The sequence below is a fragment of the Enterococcus sp. S53 genome, from assembly GCF_016516865.1.
Lineage (GTDB): Bacteria > Bacillota > Bacilli > Lactobacillales > Enterococcaceae > Enterococcus_D > Enterococcus_D innesii.
The window spans coordinates 459,208-475,334 of record NZ_JACVUH010000001.1 but is presented as its reverse complement, the minus strand read 5'-3'; the positions used below and the strand labels follow the sequence as shown (position 1 = coordinate 475,334).

16 protein-coding genes are annotated in these 16,127 nt (G+C 42.4%); 15 read left to right on the top strand and 1 reads right to left on the bottom strand.

The annotated features are described in order from the left end of the window. The first annotated feature begins 85 nt into the window (after positions 1 to 85). From argR to IAE45_RS02250, 12 genes are all read left to right on the top strand, one after another. Entirely contained in the window at positions 86 to 535 is a 450-nt protein-coding gene (argR, locus tag IAE45_RS02305; protein WP_005235362.1) for an arginine repressor, read from the top strand. A 15-nt stretch (positions 536 to 550) separates the two neighbouring features. Beyond that, positions 551 to 2,224 carry a DNA repair protein RecN gene (gene recN, locus IAE45_RS02300; protein WP_200124729.1) on the top strand — a complete coding sequence of 558 codons (1,674 nt, stop codon included), beginning with the start codon at positions 551 to 553 and terminating at the stop codon, positions 2,222 to 2,224. A gap of 96 nt (positions 2,225 to 2,320) precedes the next feature. Next, positions 2,321 to 3,052, top strand: coding sequence for an alpha/beta hydrolase (locus tag IAE45_RS02295; RefSeq protein WP_200124727.1), 732 nt, complete (start codon positions 2,321 to 2,323; stop codon positions 3,050 to 3,052). Positions 3,053 to 3,450: 398 nt separating this feature from the next. Then, the gene (locus IAE45_RS02290) at positions 3,451 to 4,305 is read left to right on the top strand and encodes a phosphate ABC transporter substrate-binding protein PstS (RefSeq protein WP_200124725.1); all 855 of its coding nucleotides are present in this window, start codon (positions 3,451 to 3,453) and stop codon (positions 4,303 to 4,305) included. 97 nt (positions 4,306 to 4,402) lie between these two features. After that, positions 4,403 to 5,323, top strand: a complete 921-nt coding sequence (gene pstC / locus IAE45_RS02285) for a phosphate ABC transporter permease subunit PstC (protein ID WP_077454324.1) — start codon at positions 4,403 to 4,405, stop codon at positions 5,321 to 5,323. Then, on the top strand, positions 5,323 to 6,207 hold the full coding sequence (pstA, locus tag IAE45_RS02280) for a phosphate ABC transporter permease PstA (RefSeq protein ID WP_077454323.1): 885 nt from the start codon (positions 5,323 to 5,325) through the stop codon (positions 6,205 to 6,207). Before pstC ends, pstA begins: the two co-directional genes overlap by 1 nt. A 13-nt stretch (positions 6,208 to 6,220) precedes the next feature. Further along, positions 6,221 to 7,027 (top strand): phosphate ABC transporter ATP-binding protein PstB, encoded by an 807-nt coding sequence (gene pstB, locus IAE45_RS02275; protein ID WP_005225783.1) that lies wholly within the window; start codon positions 6,221 to 6,223, stop codon positions 7,025 to 7,027. 31 nt (positions 7,028 to 7,058) lie between these two features. Beyond that, positions 7,059 to 7,817 carry a phosphate ABC transporter ATP-binding protein PstB gene (gene pstB, locus IAE45_RS02270; protein ID WP_077454322.1) on the top strand — a complete coding sequence of 253 codons (759 nt, stop codon included), beginning with the start codon at positions 7,059 to 7,061 and terminating at the stop codon, positions 7,815 to 7,817. 11 nt (positions 7,818 to 7,828) lie between these two features. After that, positions 7,829 to 8,506 carry a phosphate signaling complex protein PhoU gene (gene phoU, locus IAE45_RS02265; protein ID WP_008378477.1) on the top strand — a complete coding sequence of 226 codons (678 nt, stop codon included), beginning with the start codon at positions 7,829 to 7,831 and terminating at the stop codon, positions 8,504 to 8,506. A gap of 532 nt (positions 8,507 to 9,038) precedes the next feature. Beyond that, positions 9,039 to 10,601 carry a daptomycin-sensing surface protein LiaX gene (liaX, locus tag IAE45_RS02260; RefSeq protein WP_086292175.1) on the top strand — a complete coding sequence of 521 codons (1,563 nt, stop codon included), beginning with the start codon at positions 9,039 to 9,041 and terminating at the stop codon, positions 10,599 to 10,601. 49 nt (positions 10,602 to 10,650) lie between these two features. After that, entirely contained in the window at positions 10,651 to 10,959 is a 309-nt protein-coding gene (locus IAE45_RS02255) for a PspC domain-containing protein (RefSeq protein WP_005225787.1), read from the top strand. Further along, positions 10,959 to 11,318: a phage holin family protein gene (locus tag IAE45_RS02250; protein WP_005225788.1), complete on the top strand. Its 360-nt coding sequence runs from the start codon at positions 10,959 to 10,961 to the stop codon at positions 11,316 to 11,318. The genes IAE45_RS02255 and IAE45_RS02250 overlap by 1 nt, the downstream gene beginning before the upstream one ends. 62 nt (positions 11,319 to 11,380) lie before the next feature. Here the strand turns inward: IAE45_RS02250 and IAE45_RS02245 are convergent, their stop codons facing one another. Beyond that, the gene (locus tag IAE45_RS02245; RefSeq protein WP_200124723.1) at positions 11,381 to 13,081 is read right to left on the bottom strand and encodes a M3 family oligoendopeptidase; all 1,701 of its coding nucleotides are present in this window, start codon (positions 13,079 to 13,081) and stop codon (positions 11,381 to 11,383) included. Positions 13,082 to 13,238: 157 nt separating this feature from the next. On the opposite strand from IAE45_RS02245, the gene hprK reads away from it, so the two are divergent. The 3 genes from hprK (at position 13,239) to IAE45_RS02230 (ending at position 16,123) form a co-directional block, all read left to right on the top strand. Further along, positions 13,239 to 14,174 (top strand): HPr(Ser) kinase/phosphatase, encoded by a 936-nt coding sequence (hprK, locus tag IAE45_RS02240; RefSeq protein WP_005235388.1) that lies wholly within the window; start codon positions 13,239 to 13,241, stop codon positions 14,172 to 14,174. 14 nt (positions 14,175 to 14,188) lie between these two features. Continuing rightward, positions 14,189 to 15,019, top strand: coding sequence for a prolipoprotein diacylglyceryl transferase (gene lgt / locus IAE45_RS02235; protein WP_005235390.1), 831 nt, complete (start codon positions 14,189 to 14,191; stop codon positions 15,017 to 15,019). A 75-nt stretch (positions 15,020 to 15,094) separates the two neighbouring features. Then, the gene (locus IAE45_RS02230; RefSeq protein WP_200124721.1) at positions 15,095 to 16,123 is read left to right on the top strand and encodes an NAD(P)H-dependent glycerol-3-phosphate dehydrogenase; all 1,029 of its coding nucleotides are present in this window, start codon (positions 15,095 to 15,097) and stop codon (positions 16,121 to 16,123) included. Positions 16,124 to 16,127 lie beyond the last annotated feature (4 nt).

Here is a 16,127-nt window from a genome sequence, read left to right as displayed (position 1 = left end):
AGTGGACATTTTACTTGTCGGCTCTCTTTCTTTCTTGCGCAAAATAGGATAAAATTAGTAGGAATTCATTCAGGAGGAACAAGAGATGAGAAAAAAAGAACGGCATCGCTTGATTACACGATTGTTAAGTGAACAAGATATTCAGAAACAAGAAGATTTTGTGGAGTTGTTAAAAGATCGCGGCGTCTCAGTTACACAAGCAACTATATCAAGAGATATCAAGGAATTGAAGTTAGTGAAAGTTCCTTCCCAAAAAGGCGGCTATCGCTACAGTATCCCACAAGAGACAACGGAAGACGTGAGTGGTAAACTAGATAAAATCCTAAAAACAGCTTTTGTTTCTGTCGATCGAATGGACAAATTTGTGATCCTGCGCACACTGCCCGGCAATGCCTCGGCTTTGGCGAATTTAATCGATAAACGTTATGCCAAGGAATTATTTGGCACGTTAAACGATGATGACAACGTCTTGATGATCACTAGAACAGAAGCAGATACTGAGAATCTATTCAGGGATTTCCAACGTTACGTTTAGAAGAGGAGGCAAGGGATGCTTTTAGAATTGTCGATCCAAAATTTTGCGATTATTTCCAACTTGCACTTATCTTTCCATGAGGGAATGACGGCACTGACAGGTGAGACAGGTGCCGGGAAATCAATTATTATCGATGCGATGGGTTTGCTAGCAGGCGGTAGAGGTTCCAGCGACTATTTGCGTCAAGGAGCAGAGAAATGCCGTTTAGAAGGGATCTTCGAATGGCCGAATCAGCAGGAGTTCAAAGACTTGACCGCAGATTTAGGTATTGATGAAGAAGAAGTTTTGATCGTACAACGAGATATCTCTCAATCGGGGAAAACTATTTGTCGTGTCAATGGTCGAACCGTTACCTTGTCAGTTTTGCGTCAAATCGGTTTATTCTTAGTCGATATCCAAGGACAAAATGAGCATCAAGAGCTGCTGCAACCGGAAAAACATTTGGCATTGATGGATGGATTTGGGGATGATAGCTTTAAAGCGGAACTTGCGGATTACCGTCAAGCCTATCAAAGCTATCGCTCCTTAGAAAAACATGTCCGAACCATTCAAGAAAATGAACAGCTCTATGTGCAGCGAATGGACATGCTGCGTTTTCAACAAGAAGAGATCGCCCAAGCCGAATTGATGGAAAATGAAGAAGAACTGCTGATCGACGAACGGGAAAAACTCACGAACTATCAAAAAATCGTGGATGCCTTGGGACAAAGCTATGGTGCTCTATCAGCTGAGGAAGTCAATAGTTTAGATGGGGTTAGTGTGGCATTGTCAGAGATCCAGTCGATCGCCCATCTTGATCCTGCGTATGAAAAAATCAGTGAAGCGATCCAAAGCGCGTATTACTTGTTGCAAGATGCAGCCACCGATATTTCGCGACAAGTCGACAACCTTGAATTAGATGAAGGCCGACTGGAAGAAGTCATTTCGCGGCTGGAAACGATTCGTCAATTGAAGCGCAAATATGGGGAGTCGATTCCTGTGATCCTAGCTTATTATGATGAGATCAGTAAAGAAATCAGCGAATCAGCCTATACGGAAGGTCAGTTGGAGCAATTAGAAGAAGAGCTTGCCCAAAAAGCTGAAGCTGTTTGGCAGTTGGCGGAAGCCTTGCACGTCAAACGACGTGAATTGGCTCATCGTTTAGAAAAAGAAATCGTTCAAGAGTTAAAAGAGCTGTATATGGAACACGCGCAGTTTGAAGTACGGTTCGCACCTGGCTCAAAACAATTGAGTAGCAGCGGCTTTGATACCGTGGAGTTTTATCTGACCACCAACCCCGGTGAAGGCATGAAGCCATTAGTGCGAGTTGCTTCTGGAGGAGAGCTTTCCCGGATCTTATTAGCGCTTAAATCGATTTTCTCCCGCAAGCAAGGAATCACTAGTATTGTCTTTGATGAGGTGGATACTGGGGTCAGTGGCCGAGTAGCTCAGGCAATCGCCGAAAAAATCGCCAAGATCGCAGCCAATTCGCAAGTTTTGTGTATCACTCACTTGCCGCAAGTAGCTGCTGTAGCGGACAATCAATATTTTATTGAAAAAGCAATTCAAGAAGGACGGACGGAAACCCATGTCCGTAAACTATCTAAAGAAGAACGAGTGGCAGAGATTGCCCGTATGCTCTCAGGTGCAGAAATCACCGATTTAACGATCGAACATGCACGAGAACTATTGGCACTGGCACACCGATAAAAATTGGGAAACATTCGTAAAAAGAGTCAGGAGATGATGGACCCGCAAGTTTCGTCTGTCATCCTTTCCTGATCTTCTTTTTTGCAGGAGGATATGATGAGAAAAAGAACAAAAGTTTTGATCGGTGTATTGATCACCGTTGTTATTTTAACTATTGCCGGTTGGGTTGGTTGGCAACAACTGCATTACCCAGCAGTGGATGCTGCAGTTACAGCTGCGAAAGAAGCAGAAGATGAGGAGAATGTCCTTTATTTTGCTGGGGATAAAGAAAAGCCATTGGTTATTTTCTATCCCGGTGCTCTTGTCGATGCGGAAAGCTATAGTGTATGGGCAGCAGGTTTAGCGGAAAAAGGCTATCCTGTCGCGATCGTTAAAATGCCCTTTAACATGGCTGTTTTAGCAGGCAATCGTGCAGAAGCCGTTTTGAAAGAAATTCCCCATGACTCCTATGTGATAGGTGGTCATTCATTAGGTGGCGTCATGGCAAGCCGTTTTGCAGCGAATCAGTTGGCTGCAAATGACAAGGATTTAAAAGGGGTCTTTTTCTTTGCAAGTTATCCCGATGAAAAAGGTTCGTTAGCTGATCAATCGATTTCTGTGTTGTCACTATCAGGTAGTCAAGATCAAGTAGTAAATCAAGAAAATTGGCAAGCCGCCCGCAGCTTCCTACCAGATTCGACCATCTTCGAAACAATTGAAGGCGGCAATCATGCTGGCTTTGGTACTTATGGGTTACAAAAAGGAGAAGCAGCTGCTGATTTATCAAATGAAGCACAGCAAAAAGCCATCATTGAGCAGATGGCATCATGGTTAAGTGAATTAGAGTAAAAAAGACGGCAGAAGATGCATAGAAATGCTTCTTTCTGCCGTTTCGATTCAACAGACATTTTGGGGAAATGTTGATGAAATCGTGAAAACGCTGAACATAACAACATATTGTACTTGATTGGGGAAGCAAGATTAATAATTATGTTCTTTTAAAATACGTTTCCTCTCACAGTATAGCATAGTACACGTTCATGATGCACGTAATTTAATTAAGAAATCCTGTCATTTTATTTACAAAACAGTTATTTTGTAAAAGAAAAAAAGCGTTTTAAATAAACGGACAATCGTAGTCCCAGAAAAAAAAGCAAATAATAATTTTCATTAAATTCAACTAATGGTAAAATGAAAATAATTGATTTTTACAATCAATGACTTTCGAAAGTACAAGGAGCGTTATGATGAAAAAATTAAAACTTCTAAGTCCTATCATCGGATTGGTTATTTTACTCTCAGGATGTGCAAGCTGGGCAGATCGAGGAGAATCGATCACAGCAGTCGGGTCTTCTGCCTTGCAGCCACTCGTAGAAACAGTTGCGGAAGAATTTCAAAACTCAAATCCGGAACGGTTCATTAATGTCCAGGGGGGCGGAAGCGGAACTGGATTAAGTCAAGTCCAAGCAGGTGCAGTCGATATCGGGAATTCTGATTTGTTTGCAGAAGAAAAGCCGGGAATCGATGCGGATGCCCTCGTTGACCACCGGGTCGCAACGGTGGGTATCACACCGATCGTTAACAAAGGGGTCGGGATCACAGATATCTCTACAGAAGATTTAAAAAATATCTTCCTAGGAAAGATCACCAATTGGAGCGAAGTCGGCGGCAATGATCTACCCATTGTTTTATTGAACCGGGCGACAGGTAGTGGTACGAGAAGCACGTTTGAAAAATGGATCATGGATGGTGAAACAGCAATTCCTTCCCAAGAGCAAGATTCTAGTGGGATGGTTCGCTCGATCGTTTCTGATACACCAGGGGCTATTAGCTACGTTGCATTTTCTTATGTGACCGATGAAGTCAATGTCCTTTCAATTGATGGTGTTGAACCTACGATTGAAAATGTGACGACGAATGATTGGAAAGTTTGGGCGTATGAGCATATGTATACAAAAGGAGAACCAACCGGATTAACTGCTGAGTTTTTAGAATATATGCTTTCTGACGAAGTCCAAGAGCATATCGTTGGCGATCTAGGCTATATTCCAATCTCGATCATGCAGGTGGAAAGAGACTGGGAAGGCAACATTGTCGAATAATCTTTACACAAAATTTACACAAGCTTTAACAGAAATTGATGTTGAACCGATAAACTAATGGTTATGAGTTTAGTTTGATTTTTGAGGAGGAACCCTCGTGGAAAATGTAAAAGAAGTGTTAACAAAAAAATCTAAGCGCGCAAGAATGGAGCAAAGAGGAAAGCTGGTCAGCTTTCTATGTATCGCGTTGATTGTATTGGTTGTGATCTCCATTTTTTATTTCGTTGCTAGCCGAGGATTAGCGACATTCTTTGTAGACAAAGTCAATGTGTTTGACTTTTTGTTTGGTACCCAATGGAATCCAAGTGCTGTTGGTCCTGATGGCCAACCTTTAGTTGGTGCTTTACCGATGATTCTTGGCTCGTTCTTCGTAACGTTCCTATCAGCAATCGTTGCAACACCTTTTGCCATTGGTGCAGCCGTCTTTATGGTAGAAATCTCACCTCGTAACGGAGAGAAGATCTTGCAGCCGGTCATCGAACTATTAGTCGGTATTCCTTCTGTAGTTTATGGTTTTATCGGTTTGTCTGTCGTTGTACCAGCAGTCCGCTCCGTTTTTGGCGGTACTGGGTTTGGGATCTTGGCGGGGACCTTTGTCCTATTTATCATGATTTTGCCGACAGTGACTACGATGACTGTCGATGCGTTACGGGCAGTCCCTCGGCACTACCGTGAGGCATCCTTAGCTTTAGGTGCAACACGCTGGCAAACGATCTATAAAGTTGTTTTACGAGCAGCTGTCCCTGGGATTTTAACGGCAGTTGTTTTCGGAATGGCTCGCGCATTTGGGGAAGCATTGGCGATCCAAATGGTTATCGGTAATGCGGCATTGATGCCAACTAGCTTAGTGACACCTGCTTCAACATTGACTTCTATCCTAACGATGGGTATCGGAAATACGATCATGGGGACAGTCCAAAATAATGTCTTGTGGTCATTAGCCTTGATCTTGTTATTGATGTCCTTACTGTTTAACATTGTGATTCGCTTTATTGGGAAGAAAGGAGCCTTGAAATAATGAATGCGAAACGTTCAGATAAAATTGCTACCGGCGTCTTGTATGCCGTTGCTGGCATCATTGTATTGATTTTGGCTTCCTTATTACTGTACATTTTGGTTCGGGGGGTTCCCCATATCAATTGGGAGTTTCTGACTTCTTCTTCAAAAGCGTACCAAGAAGGCGGCGGGATCGGCATCCAATTGTTCAATTCCCTTTACTTGCTTTTAGTAACAATGATCATTAGCTTCCCGATTTCTTTAGGAGCGGGGATCTACTTGTCCGAATATGCAAAGAAAAACTGGTTGACGGATATCATTCGGACATCGATCGAAATCTTGAGTTCACTGCCTTCTGTGGTTGTCGGTCTCTTTGGTTTCTTAGTCTTTGTTATCCAGTTTGGTTATGGCTTTTCAATCATTTCAGGTGCTTTGGCATTGACTTTCTTTAATTTGCCACTATTGACGAGAAATGTGGAAGAATCTCTACAAGCGATTCATTACACGCAGCGTGAAGCGGGCTTGTCTTTAGGCTTATCACGTTGGGAAACTGTCACACGTATTATTGTTCCAGAAGCAACACCAGGGATTTTGACTGGGGTCATTCTAAGTTCTGGTCGGATTTTTGGTGAAGCGGCAGCGCTGATCTACACTGCAGGACAAAGTGCACCGGCCCTTGATTTTACAAACTGGAATCCATTGAGTGTTTCCAGCCCGATCGGTCTTTTCCGACAAGCGGAGACGCTAGCAGTCCATATTTGGAAAATCAATACAGAAGGTACGATGCCTGATGGCGCGCAAGTTTCAGCCGGGGCTTCGGCGGTATTGATCATTGCCGTCTTGCTATTTAACTTTGGCGCCCGTGCAGCTGGCAAACGGTTGTACAAGAAAATGACGTCAGCATAAGGAGAATGACAGTATGAACGATTACAATTGGGACGATCGAAATATCATTACCTTCGATAAACCAGAAGATGTGGCGCTTTATACCACTGACTTGCATGTATGGTATGGATCAAATGAAGCCATCAAAGGCATTGATCTACAATTTGAAAAAAACAAAATCACCGCATTGATCGGGCCTTCCGGTTGCGGAAAATCAACGTATCTGCGTTCTTTGAATCGAATGAATGACGGGATCGCAAACACGAGAGTCACAGGAAACATCATGTATAAGGGAGTCGACGTCAACACAAAAGAAGTCGATGTCTTCGAAATGCGCAAGCGGATCGGCATGGTTTTCCAACGACCAAATCCTTTCAGTAAATCGATCTATGACAATATTGCCTTTGCTTTACGTCGTCATGGAGAAAGAAACAAAAAGAAATTGGATGAAGCAGTCGAAACCAGCTTGAAACAAGCGGCTCTTTGGGATCAAGTAAAAGACAGTTTAGACAAAAGTGCTTTGGCATTATCTGGTGGGCAGCAGCAACGTCTGTGTATCGCTCGAGCAATTGCGATGAAACCAGATATCTTGCTTCTAGATGAACCGGCCAGCGCCCTTGATCCAATCTCAACAGGGACAGTGGAAGAAACCCTCATCAACTTGAAAAACGACTATTCAATCATCATCGTGACCCACAACATGCAGCAAGCTGCTCGGATCAGCGATTATACTGCCTTTTTCTACTTAGGAAATGCGATCGAGTACGATGAGACCCGTAAGATATTTACTCGTCCAAAAATTAAAGCAACAGAAGATTACGTATCCGGTCACTTTGGCTGAGCCGATTCGATCAGTAAACGGAGGCAAAACAATGGCAGAAGAAATTATTACATCGAAAGATCTGCATTTATACTACGGAAAAAAAGAAGCATTAAAAGGAATCGACCTTTCCATTAAACAAGGCGAGATCACTGCGATGATCGGTCCTTCAGGTTGTGGGAAATCGACCTACTTGCGTTCTCTTAATCGAATGAATGATTTGATCCCTGGTGTGACAATTACAGGAAGTGTTGTCTATAAAGGGAAAGACATTTATAGTCCGAAGCAAGACATCGTTGATTTGCGTAAAGAAATCGGGATGGTTTTTCAACAACCGAATCCATTTCCCTTTTCAATTTACGAAAATGTGATTTATGGGTTAAAATTAAAAGGAGTCACCGACAAAGCGATTCTTGATAAAACAGTGGAAGAAAGCCTGAAAGCAGCGTCTGTCTGGGAAGATGTCAAAGATAAGCTTCACCAAAGTGCGCTATCTTTATCCGGTGGACAACAGCAGCGGGTATGTATCGCTCGGGTATTGGCTGTCGATCCAGAAATCATTTTGCTGGATGAACCAACCAGTGCGTTAGACCCAATTTCATCTGGGAAAATCGAGAATACCCTTTTGGCACTGAAAGAACGCTATACCATGATCATCGTGACTCACAACATGTCACAAGCTTCAAGAATCTCAGATAAAACCGCGTTCTTTTTGGACGGCAACTTGATCGAGTTCAATGACACGAAAAAAGTGTTCCTAAGTCCAAGCAAAAAAGAAACAGAAGATTATATCTCAGGAAGATTTGGTTAGGAGGAAAAGGGATGTTGCGTACACAGTTTGAAGAAGAATTATTAAATCTACACAATCAATTTTATGAGATGGGTATGCTAGTCAGCAGTGCGATCCACAAATCCGTACGAGCATATGTTAGACATGATAAAGCAATTGCTCAAGAAGTGATCGAAAATGATTTGGCGATCAACAATATGGAAGTTCGTTTGGAGAAAAAGAGCTTTGAAATGATTGCTTTGCAACAACCAGTAACCACCGATCTACGAATGATCATTACTGTAATGAAAGCCAGCTCTGACTTGGAACGAATGGGAGACCATGCAGTATCGATCGCGAAGTCAACGATTCGGGTCAAAGGTGAAACACGGATCGCCGAAATCGAAAAAGAAATTTCTGATATGTCGGATTATGTCAAGAAAATGGTCGATAATGTTTTAGTTGCCTATGTAAAAACCGACCAAGAAGATGCCCGTATGATCGCCCAAATGGATGATCGGGTCAATGAGTATTACAAAGATATCTATTACAAAACGATCGAGAGTATGAAAGAAAATCCGGAAACCGTTGTTAGTGGAACCGACTATTTATCTGTTGCTCAGTACCTAGAACGTATCGGTGACTACGTAACGAATATTTGTGAATGGATCGTGTATCTTGCTACTGGGAAAATCAGTGAATTGAATACCAACCGTACGGAAATGATCTAAGAAACCAGCTTAGATTCTTGATCACTTATCTCTTTTATTAGAGATGGGACGGACCGTCGAAAGAAGTTGACCTTCGGGAAACAACTTCTCTCGGCGGTCTTTTTGATGTGAAGCAAGTGCTACGGATGATTATGATTCATTGAAAAGGATCGTTAGTTTTTTACTAAGAGTTACAGAAGTAAGCATGCTTTTGACCTTCCATGCATTGAAAAGTCGATTATTGATTGAGTAGCGGCCAACAGCGGAAAAAACTGTTGTGAATGACCTCGAAAATCCTTCACAGTAGCAGTTTTATTCCTCAGAGTTGTTACTAGCTGAAACTTTTGTTTCCAATGGTTTTTCGTGGTACTGTTAAGATAAGGAAGATCGTTTTCTGCCTAAAGTAATCAAGAAGAAGTGCCGGTTCTGCTTGCCAATCTGCAGATTGAGAAAAACTTGGTACTTAAGACCTATGACACTTTCGCAAAAACAAGGCATAATAGGTTCGTAAGCTAAACTTGCAATCACACATTTGCTGAAGGAGGCAATTTCCATGAACGAAAGAGAACGTATATTGGATCTAGTAAAAAAAGGTGTGCTTTCTACAGAAGAAGCCTTAGATTTACTAGAAGGTATGGCAAAAGCCAAAGACGAAAAACAAATTAACAAAGCTGCTGCTGAGGTAACCGCGGATAAGAATGCGACAAGCCCATTTGATGATACTGAAAATAACGATGAGATGTTCACGTTTGACGGCGAAGAAAAGCTTCGTCAAAACGAAGCGCAAGACAAAGAAAATCTTGAAAAGATTCTCGATGGCTTAGCAACAGAAGCCAACCAAGCATCTGCTGAGTTGGACGAAATCAATGCTGAAATTCTTGGTGTCAAAGAAGAATTAAAAGAAGCACAAGAAACACTGATGCAATTGAACACCAAAGAAGAATTGGATCAATTGTCAGAAGATGAATTGGCAACACGTCATGAAACAGAAGCGACCATTACTGGCTTAGAAGAAACCTTAGATGGTTTAACCGAAGAAAAAGCAGAATTGGAAGCTAAACTAAAAAATATTCGTAAAGACCAATGGTCTCAAACGAAAGAGAAAATCTCTCAAAAATTAGATATTCCAGAAGATTGGAAAGAACAAGCGACCGATACTATCAATCAAGTAAGTGAAAAAATGGTCGATGCCAGCACACACTTCGGACATTTCTTGAAGAAAACGGTTCGGGCAGTGACAGAGTCAGTCAATGACAACATGGAATGGAAAGACATCAACTTAAAAGTTCCCGGTGTTGCAGCGACAAAATTTGAGCATACATTCAGCTATGACGAAACGGCAGCGACATTGATCGATGTGAAATTAGCAAACGGCAATGTTTCCTTCCAATTATGGGATGAACCAGGTGTCAAAGTAGATGCCAAAATCAAACTATATGGTAAAATGGATGCGGCGGAGCCTTTCGATGCTTTTGAAGCAAGAAGCCAAATCAATGTTGATGATGAACGCATCTCTTTCCAAATTCCCAACAAACGCATTCGTGCCGATCTCGTTTTCTACTTGCCAAAACGTACCTATGATCATGTGGCAGTAAAACTATTGAACGGCAATGTTACATTCAATGAATTAGATGCGAAAGATGTTTATACAAAGTCAACAAACGGCAATATCGATTTCCGCAAAGTAAATGCATCGATGTTAGAGATTGAAGGCGTGAATGGAACGATCACTGTTCAAGATGGTGAGATTTTAGATGCCATCATCGAAACGGTGAACGGAGACGTTACGTTGACAGCAACGCCACAAAACACCGGTATTTCTTTAGTAAACGGAAATATCCGTGTGACCTACAAAGAAGAAACGGTCCAAAAATTAAACGCCAGCTCTGTAAATGGGAATGTCAAAGTAGCATTACCGACAGGAATCGGTTTTGAAGGGATCGCCAAAACAAGTTTAGGTAGCATCAACAATCGTTTAAGCGAGATGGAAGTTGTGCGTGAGAAAAAAGAACGCCTAAACCAACTATTGCAATTCCGTCGGGTTGCCGATAAAGTCGCACAAATCGATCTATCCACAACAACAGGAAATGTCTTTATCAAAGATACAGACAAATAAGAATCGCTGGGTTTACACTCATTAAAGAAAAGAAGGAAGGTGTAGATAAATGAACAAAAAATTAACAAAATCAGCCAATAACGTTGTCATTACAGGTACTCTAGGGGGTCTGGCAGAATACTTGCGAATCGATCCAACCATCGTTCGCGTGATCTATGTCTTTCTATCTTTAGTGACTGCTGGGTTCCCTGGAATCACTTTATATATCATCATGGCGGTCTTGATTCCTTCAGGACGCAAGAGCACCTCAGGATATGGCCACGACAATCACTACTACAAACAAAACAAATACAATGAAGCAAATCGTCCCCGTAAAGAAGCGGAAAAGGTGGAGGATGAGGACTGGAGTGACTTCTAGTGTCTTATTTTCAACGGCTTATCATGAATACACTGACGTTTGTCACATTGGCGGTTCTATTACCAAATATGATCCACGTTCAAAGCATTATGACTGCAGTGATCGCCAGTTTCGTACTGTCGATTCTGAATGCTTTGATTAAACCAATTCTGATCGTCATTTCATTTCCATTGACTTTACTGACGCTTGGTTTCTTCACTTTTGTGATCAATGCGCTCATGCTGAATTTGACTTCGTATTTTGTTGGGTCAGCCAACTTCGGCTTCTCCTCGTTTGGGGCTGCGCTCTTAGTGGCGTTGATCATGTCAGTAATCAATATGATCGTGACCGAACACCATATCGAAAAATATTCACGTTAAAAAGACGTTTCACGTTTTCTCCACTAACTAAGAAGCTAGTGGAGAAACGGAAACGTCTTTTTTTAGTTTAACTGTTCTTCTTTGATGGCTGCCAGGTACGTATCTACTGCCTGTAACGTTTCATCAAGCGCTCCTTTTTCAAAAGGTGAACGCAAATGAGCAAGAGCCAGGATCTCAAGGAATGTTTTCGTGCCGCCGACTTCGCAGATGGCCAAATAATCTTGCCAAGCGGTTTCGTCTTTTGCCACGATGAATCGATACCAAAATTGGAATGCACACACTTGCGCCAATGTATAATCGATATAGTAGAAAGGTGATTCAAAAATATGCCCTTGTCTAAACCAATACAAGCCACGATCAAGGTCTGGATATTCTGAATAATCCCGCTCAGGACAATATTGGCGTTCTAATTCCCGCCAACGAGCTTTGCGCTGTGCTGGTGACCATTCGGGATGCTCATAAACGTCCTGTTGGAAGTGATCCACTAAAACGCCATAAGGCAGAAATTGCAGGCTACTAGCAAGATGCGCAAATTTGTATTTTTCTGTTTCTTCTTCAAAAAAGGCATCCATCCATGGCCAGGCGATAAACTCCATCGACATTGAATGGATCTCGCAAGACTCATAATTGGGAAAGAGAATTTCCGGTTCTTTGATCCAACGAGAGCGAAAGGCTTGAAAGGCGTGGCCAGCTTCGTGGGTCAAAACATCGACATCGCCAGAAGTGCCGTTAAAGTTGGCAAAGATAAATGGCGATTGATAGTCTTGGATAAACGTACAATAGCCGCCAGATTGTTTGCCTTTTTTGCTTAGTAGATCAAGTAGGTCATGCTCGACCATAAAATCAAAAAATTCGCCAGTTTCAGGGGATAGTTCCTGATACATCACACGGGCTTTTTCTACTAGTTCTTCAGGAGTTCCTTTAGGCTCTGCGTTACCACTAGGATAAACAAGCGGCAAGTCGGTAAAGGTTGCCTGAGTCAATTGATTACGCTGTGCCTGTCTTTGGTACAATTTTTGGGTGATTGGGACGACTTTTTCCAAAATTTCCCGACGATAGGTCTCAATCATTGAACGATCATAGTCCCAACGATTCATTTGGGTATCCGCAAAGGCAACGTAATTTTCAAAGCCGAGCTTGTGGGCGATCTCGGTACGAACCTTGACCATCTCGTCATAAATTTGATCAAAACGGTCTTCATTTTCCGTGAAGAAAGCCGTTTGTTTTTCAAACGCTTCTTTTCGAACGCCGCGATCTTTGTTTTCGGTAAATGGTCGCAGTTGTGCGAGGGTATAGGTTTCTCCTTGGAAGTCGATTTGCGCAGAAGCGACCAATTTGCTGTAATCGGAAGCCAATTGGTTTTCTTTTTGAAACAATTCGATCAAGGCATCATCAAAAAGCTTCACGCGGCTTTCGGCAAACAAGAAAAGTGTTTCTGGATATTCGGCTTTTAATTCATCTAAGACTGGTGACGCCAGGAGTGCTTGATAGAATTGAAAATCCAGAGCTTCAAAATGAGGCTGGTATTCATTCCAAAAGGTGTCTTCTGCTTCATAAAAGGCATCGTTCGTATCGATCGAATAGCGGATCGAAGCCAAGTTCATTGCGGTATCGATCGTTCCTCTTAGTTCGTTCAAAGCATCAAGAGCTTGCTTCGCCTCCGAGAAGGTATCGGCTGACTGAAGGTTTGCTAAGGCTTTTTTGAATGTTTCTTGATAGACTGGAAAATCAGGGCGTTGATACGTGTATGCTGAAAATTTCATTAAAAATCCCTCCTTAGTAAAATAATAACACAAACGAAAAAGAATGAGGACTTCTATTGGCGAAGGTAGTAACTTTACTGATAGAATGATAAAATAGAACCAGAGTGTCGTTTACAAGAAGCAGCGGCAAGAATCATTGAGAAAAGAGGGAAAACCTATGGCAGAAACCGTCAAAGTCAGCGAGCTGGCGGAGGCTTTAAATTTAGAGATAGTGGAAGGAACTGAAAATAGTTTAGAAAGAGAAATCATTACCGGCGATATTTCCCGACCTGGTTTGGAATTGACGGGTTATTTTAATTACTATTCCCATGATCGTCTGCAATTATTCGGCAGCAAAGAGATCACCTTTGCGGAACGAATGATGCCAGAAGAACGCTTGATGGTGATGCGCAAAATGTGTGCCGATGATACACCGGGATTTATCGTTTCTCGCGGCTTGGAAGTGCCAGCAGAAATGATTCAAGCCTGCAAAGAACATGAGATCACGATTCTACGTTCGCCCATCTCAACGTCACGTCTGCAAGGAGAGCTTTCCAGTTTTCTCGATGGGCGTTTAGCAACAAGAACCAGTGTTCATGGGGTATTAGTGGATGTCTATGGCTTAGGCGTTTTGATCCAAGGCGATAGCGGAATTGGGAAAAGCGAAACAGCATTAGAGTTGATCAAACGTGGGCATCGGTTGATCGCTGACGATCGGGTGGACGTGTATAAGCAAGATGAATTGACTTTGGTAGGGGAACCGCCGAAAATCTTGCAGCACTTGATCGAGATCCGCGGAATCGGGATCATCGATGTCATGAATCTTTTTGGTGCCAGTGCCGTACGAGGGTATATGCAGGTTCAAGTAGCGGTGTATTTAGAAGCTTGGGCGAAAGACAAAAAGTATGATCGACTAGGAACCGATGATACGACGGTTGAAATTGGTGGCGTCGATGTACCACAAATCAAAATCCCGGTAAAAACGGGTCGAAATGTTGCGATTATTATCGAAGTTGCTGCCATGAATTTCCGAGCGAAAACGATGGGCTACGATGCAACGAAGACCTTTGAAAATCGATTGACGCAATTGATCGAAGAAAATTCTGGAAACTAGAGAGGATAAGATAGATGTTAGGTTTAGTAAATCGAGTCGCATTTGAACTATTTGGTTTGCCGATTTATTGGTATGCGATCATTATCGTATCAGGTGTGATCATTGCTATGTGGTTAAGTACGAGAGAAGCGGTTCGTGTCGGGCTCAAGCCAGATGATGTGACTGATTTTATGTTGATTGGATTGCCAGTATCGATCATTGGTGCGCGGCTTTATTATATTCTATTTGACTTGCAATACTACATTGATGACCCAAGTCAAATTTTCAATATTCGCTCTGGTGGGATCGCCATCTACGGCGCTCTGATCGCCGGGGGGATCTGGCTGTACTTTTTCTGCCAACGAAATTTTATTTCTCCCTGGACCTTTTTAGACATCGCCGCACCAAGTGTTTTATTGGCACAAGGAATCGGGCGTTGGGGCAACTTTATGAACCATGAAGCATTTGGAGCTGAAGTCAGCCGCTCCTTCTTAGAAAGTTTGTATATACCGAAATTTATTATCGATAATATGTATATCGATGAAGCGTATCGGCAGCCGACCTTTCTTTATGAATCGGTTTGGAACGTGATTGGATTTATCGTTTTGATCTTCTTGCGTAAGAAAACGGGGTTATTAAAAGAAGGCGAAGTCTTCTTAAGCTACTTGATTTGGTATGGATTCGGACGCTTCTTTATTGAAGGAATGCGCACCGATAGTTTATACTTATTTGGGGATATCCGTGTGTCACAAGCACTTTCCGCATTATTGTTCTTCGGAGCGATCGGACTATTGATCTGGCGCCGGAAAAACCAAACCTTAAAAGACTACAACCGTAGCTTTGGCAAAAACCAAACGATTATCTAAACAGTTATTTTATTGAAATTATGGTAAAATGATAAAGTGCATGAATTTGCGAAAAGGATAGAGGAGGTTTCCATAGTGAAACAGAAAATCGCCGTATTAGGTCCCGGATCATGGGGGACTGCTTTGGCACAAGTCTTGTCCGAAAATGGACATGAAGTGACTATTTGGGGGAACAATCCCGCCCAAATCGATGAAATCAATACGTATCATACCAATCGGCATTATTTGCCTGATTTGAAATTACCTGAAAATATCTTAGGCTGCAAAAATCTAGAAGATGCGATCCAAGGAGCAGATGCTGTCTTGTTTGTGGTACCAACCAAAGCGATTCGTGCCGTGGCACAAGAGTTCGCTGAAAAGACAACCGGCAAACCAGTTATCATCCATGCCTCAAAAGGATTAGAACAAGGCAGCCATAAACGAATCTCAGAAGTACTTGCTGAAGAGATCTCAGCTGATAAACGCCAAGAAATCGTTGTCCTGTCAGGACCATCACATGCTGAAGAAGTCGCTGTCCATGATATCACCACGATCACGGCAGCTTCAGAAAATGAAACGGCTGCTAAATATGTACAAGAGCTGTTTATGAATGATTACTTTAGAATCTATACCAATAACGATGTGATCGGTGTCGAAACTGGTGCCGCTTTGAAAAACATCATCGCTATTGGTGCTGGTGCGATTGCTGGACTGGGCTTTGGGGATGATGCGAAGGCTGCGATCATGACCCGGGGGTTAGCAGAAATCAGTCGTCTTGGTGTGGCAATGGGTGCCAATCCTTTAACCTTTATCGGATTGAGTGGGGTTGGCGATTTGATCGTTACGTGTACCAGTGTCCATTCACGGAATTGGCGTGCCGGAAACCTATTAGGAAAAGGCCATAGCTTAGATGAAGTGTTAGACAATATGGGGATGATCGTTGAAGGAGTTTCAACCACTAAAGCTGCCCGCGAATTAGCAGAAGCTTTGTCGGTGGAAATGCCAATCACAGAAACAATTTATTCGGTCTTGTATGAAGGCAAAGACATCAAGCAAGCAGCGAAAGATATTATGCTGCGAGACGGCAAAGAAGAAAACGAATTTACGGCAGATCAATCATTATGATTAA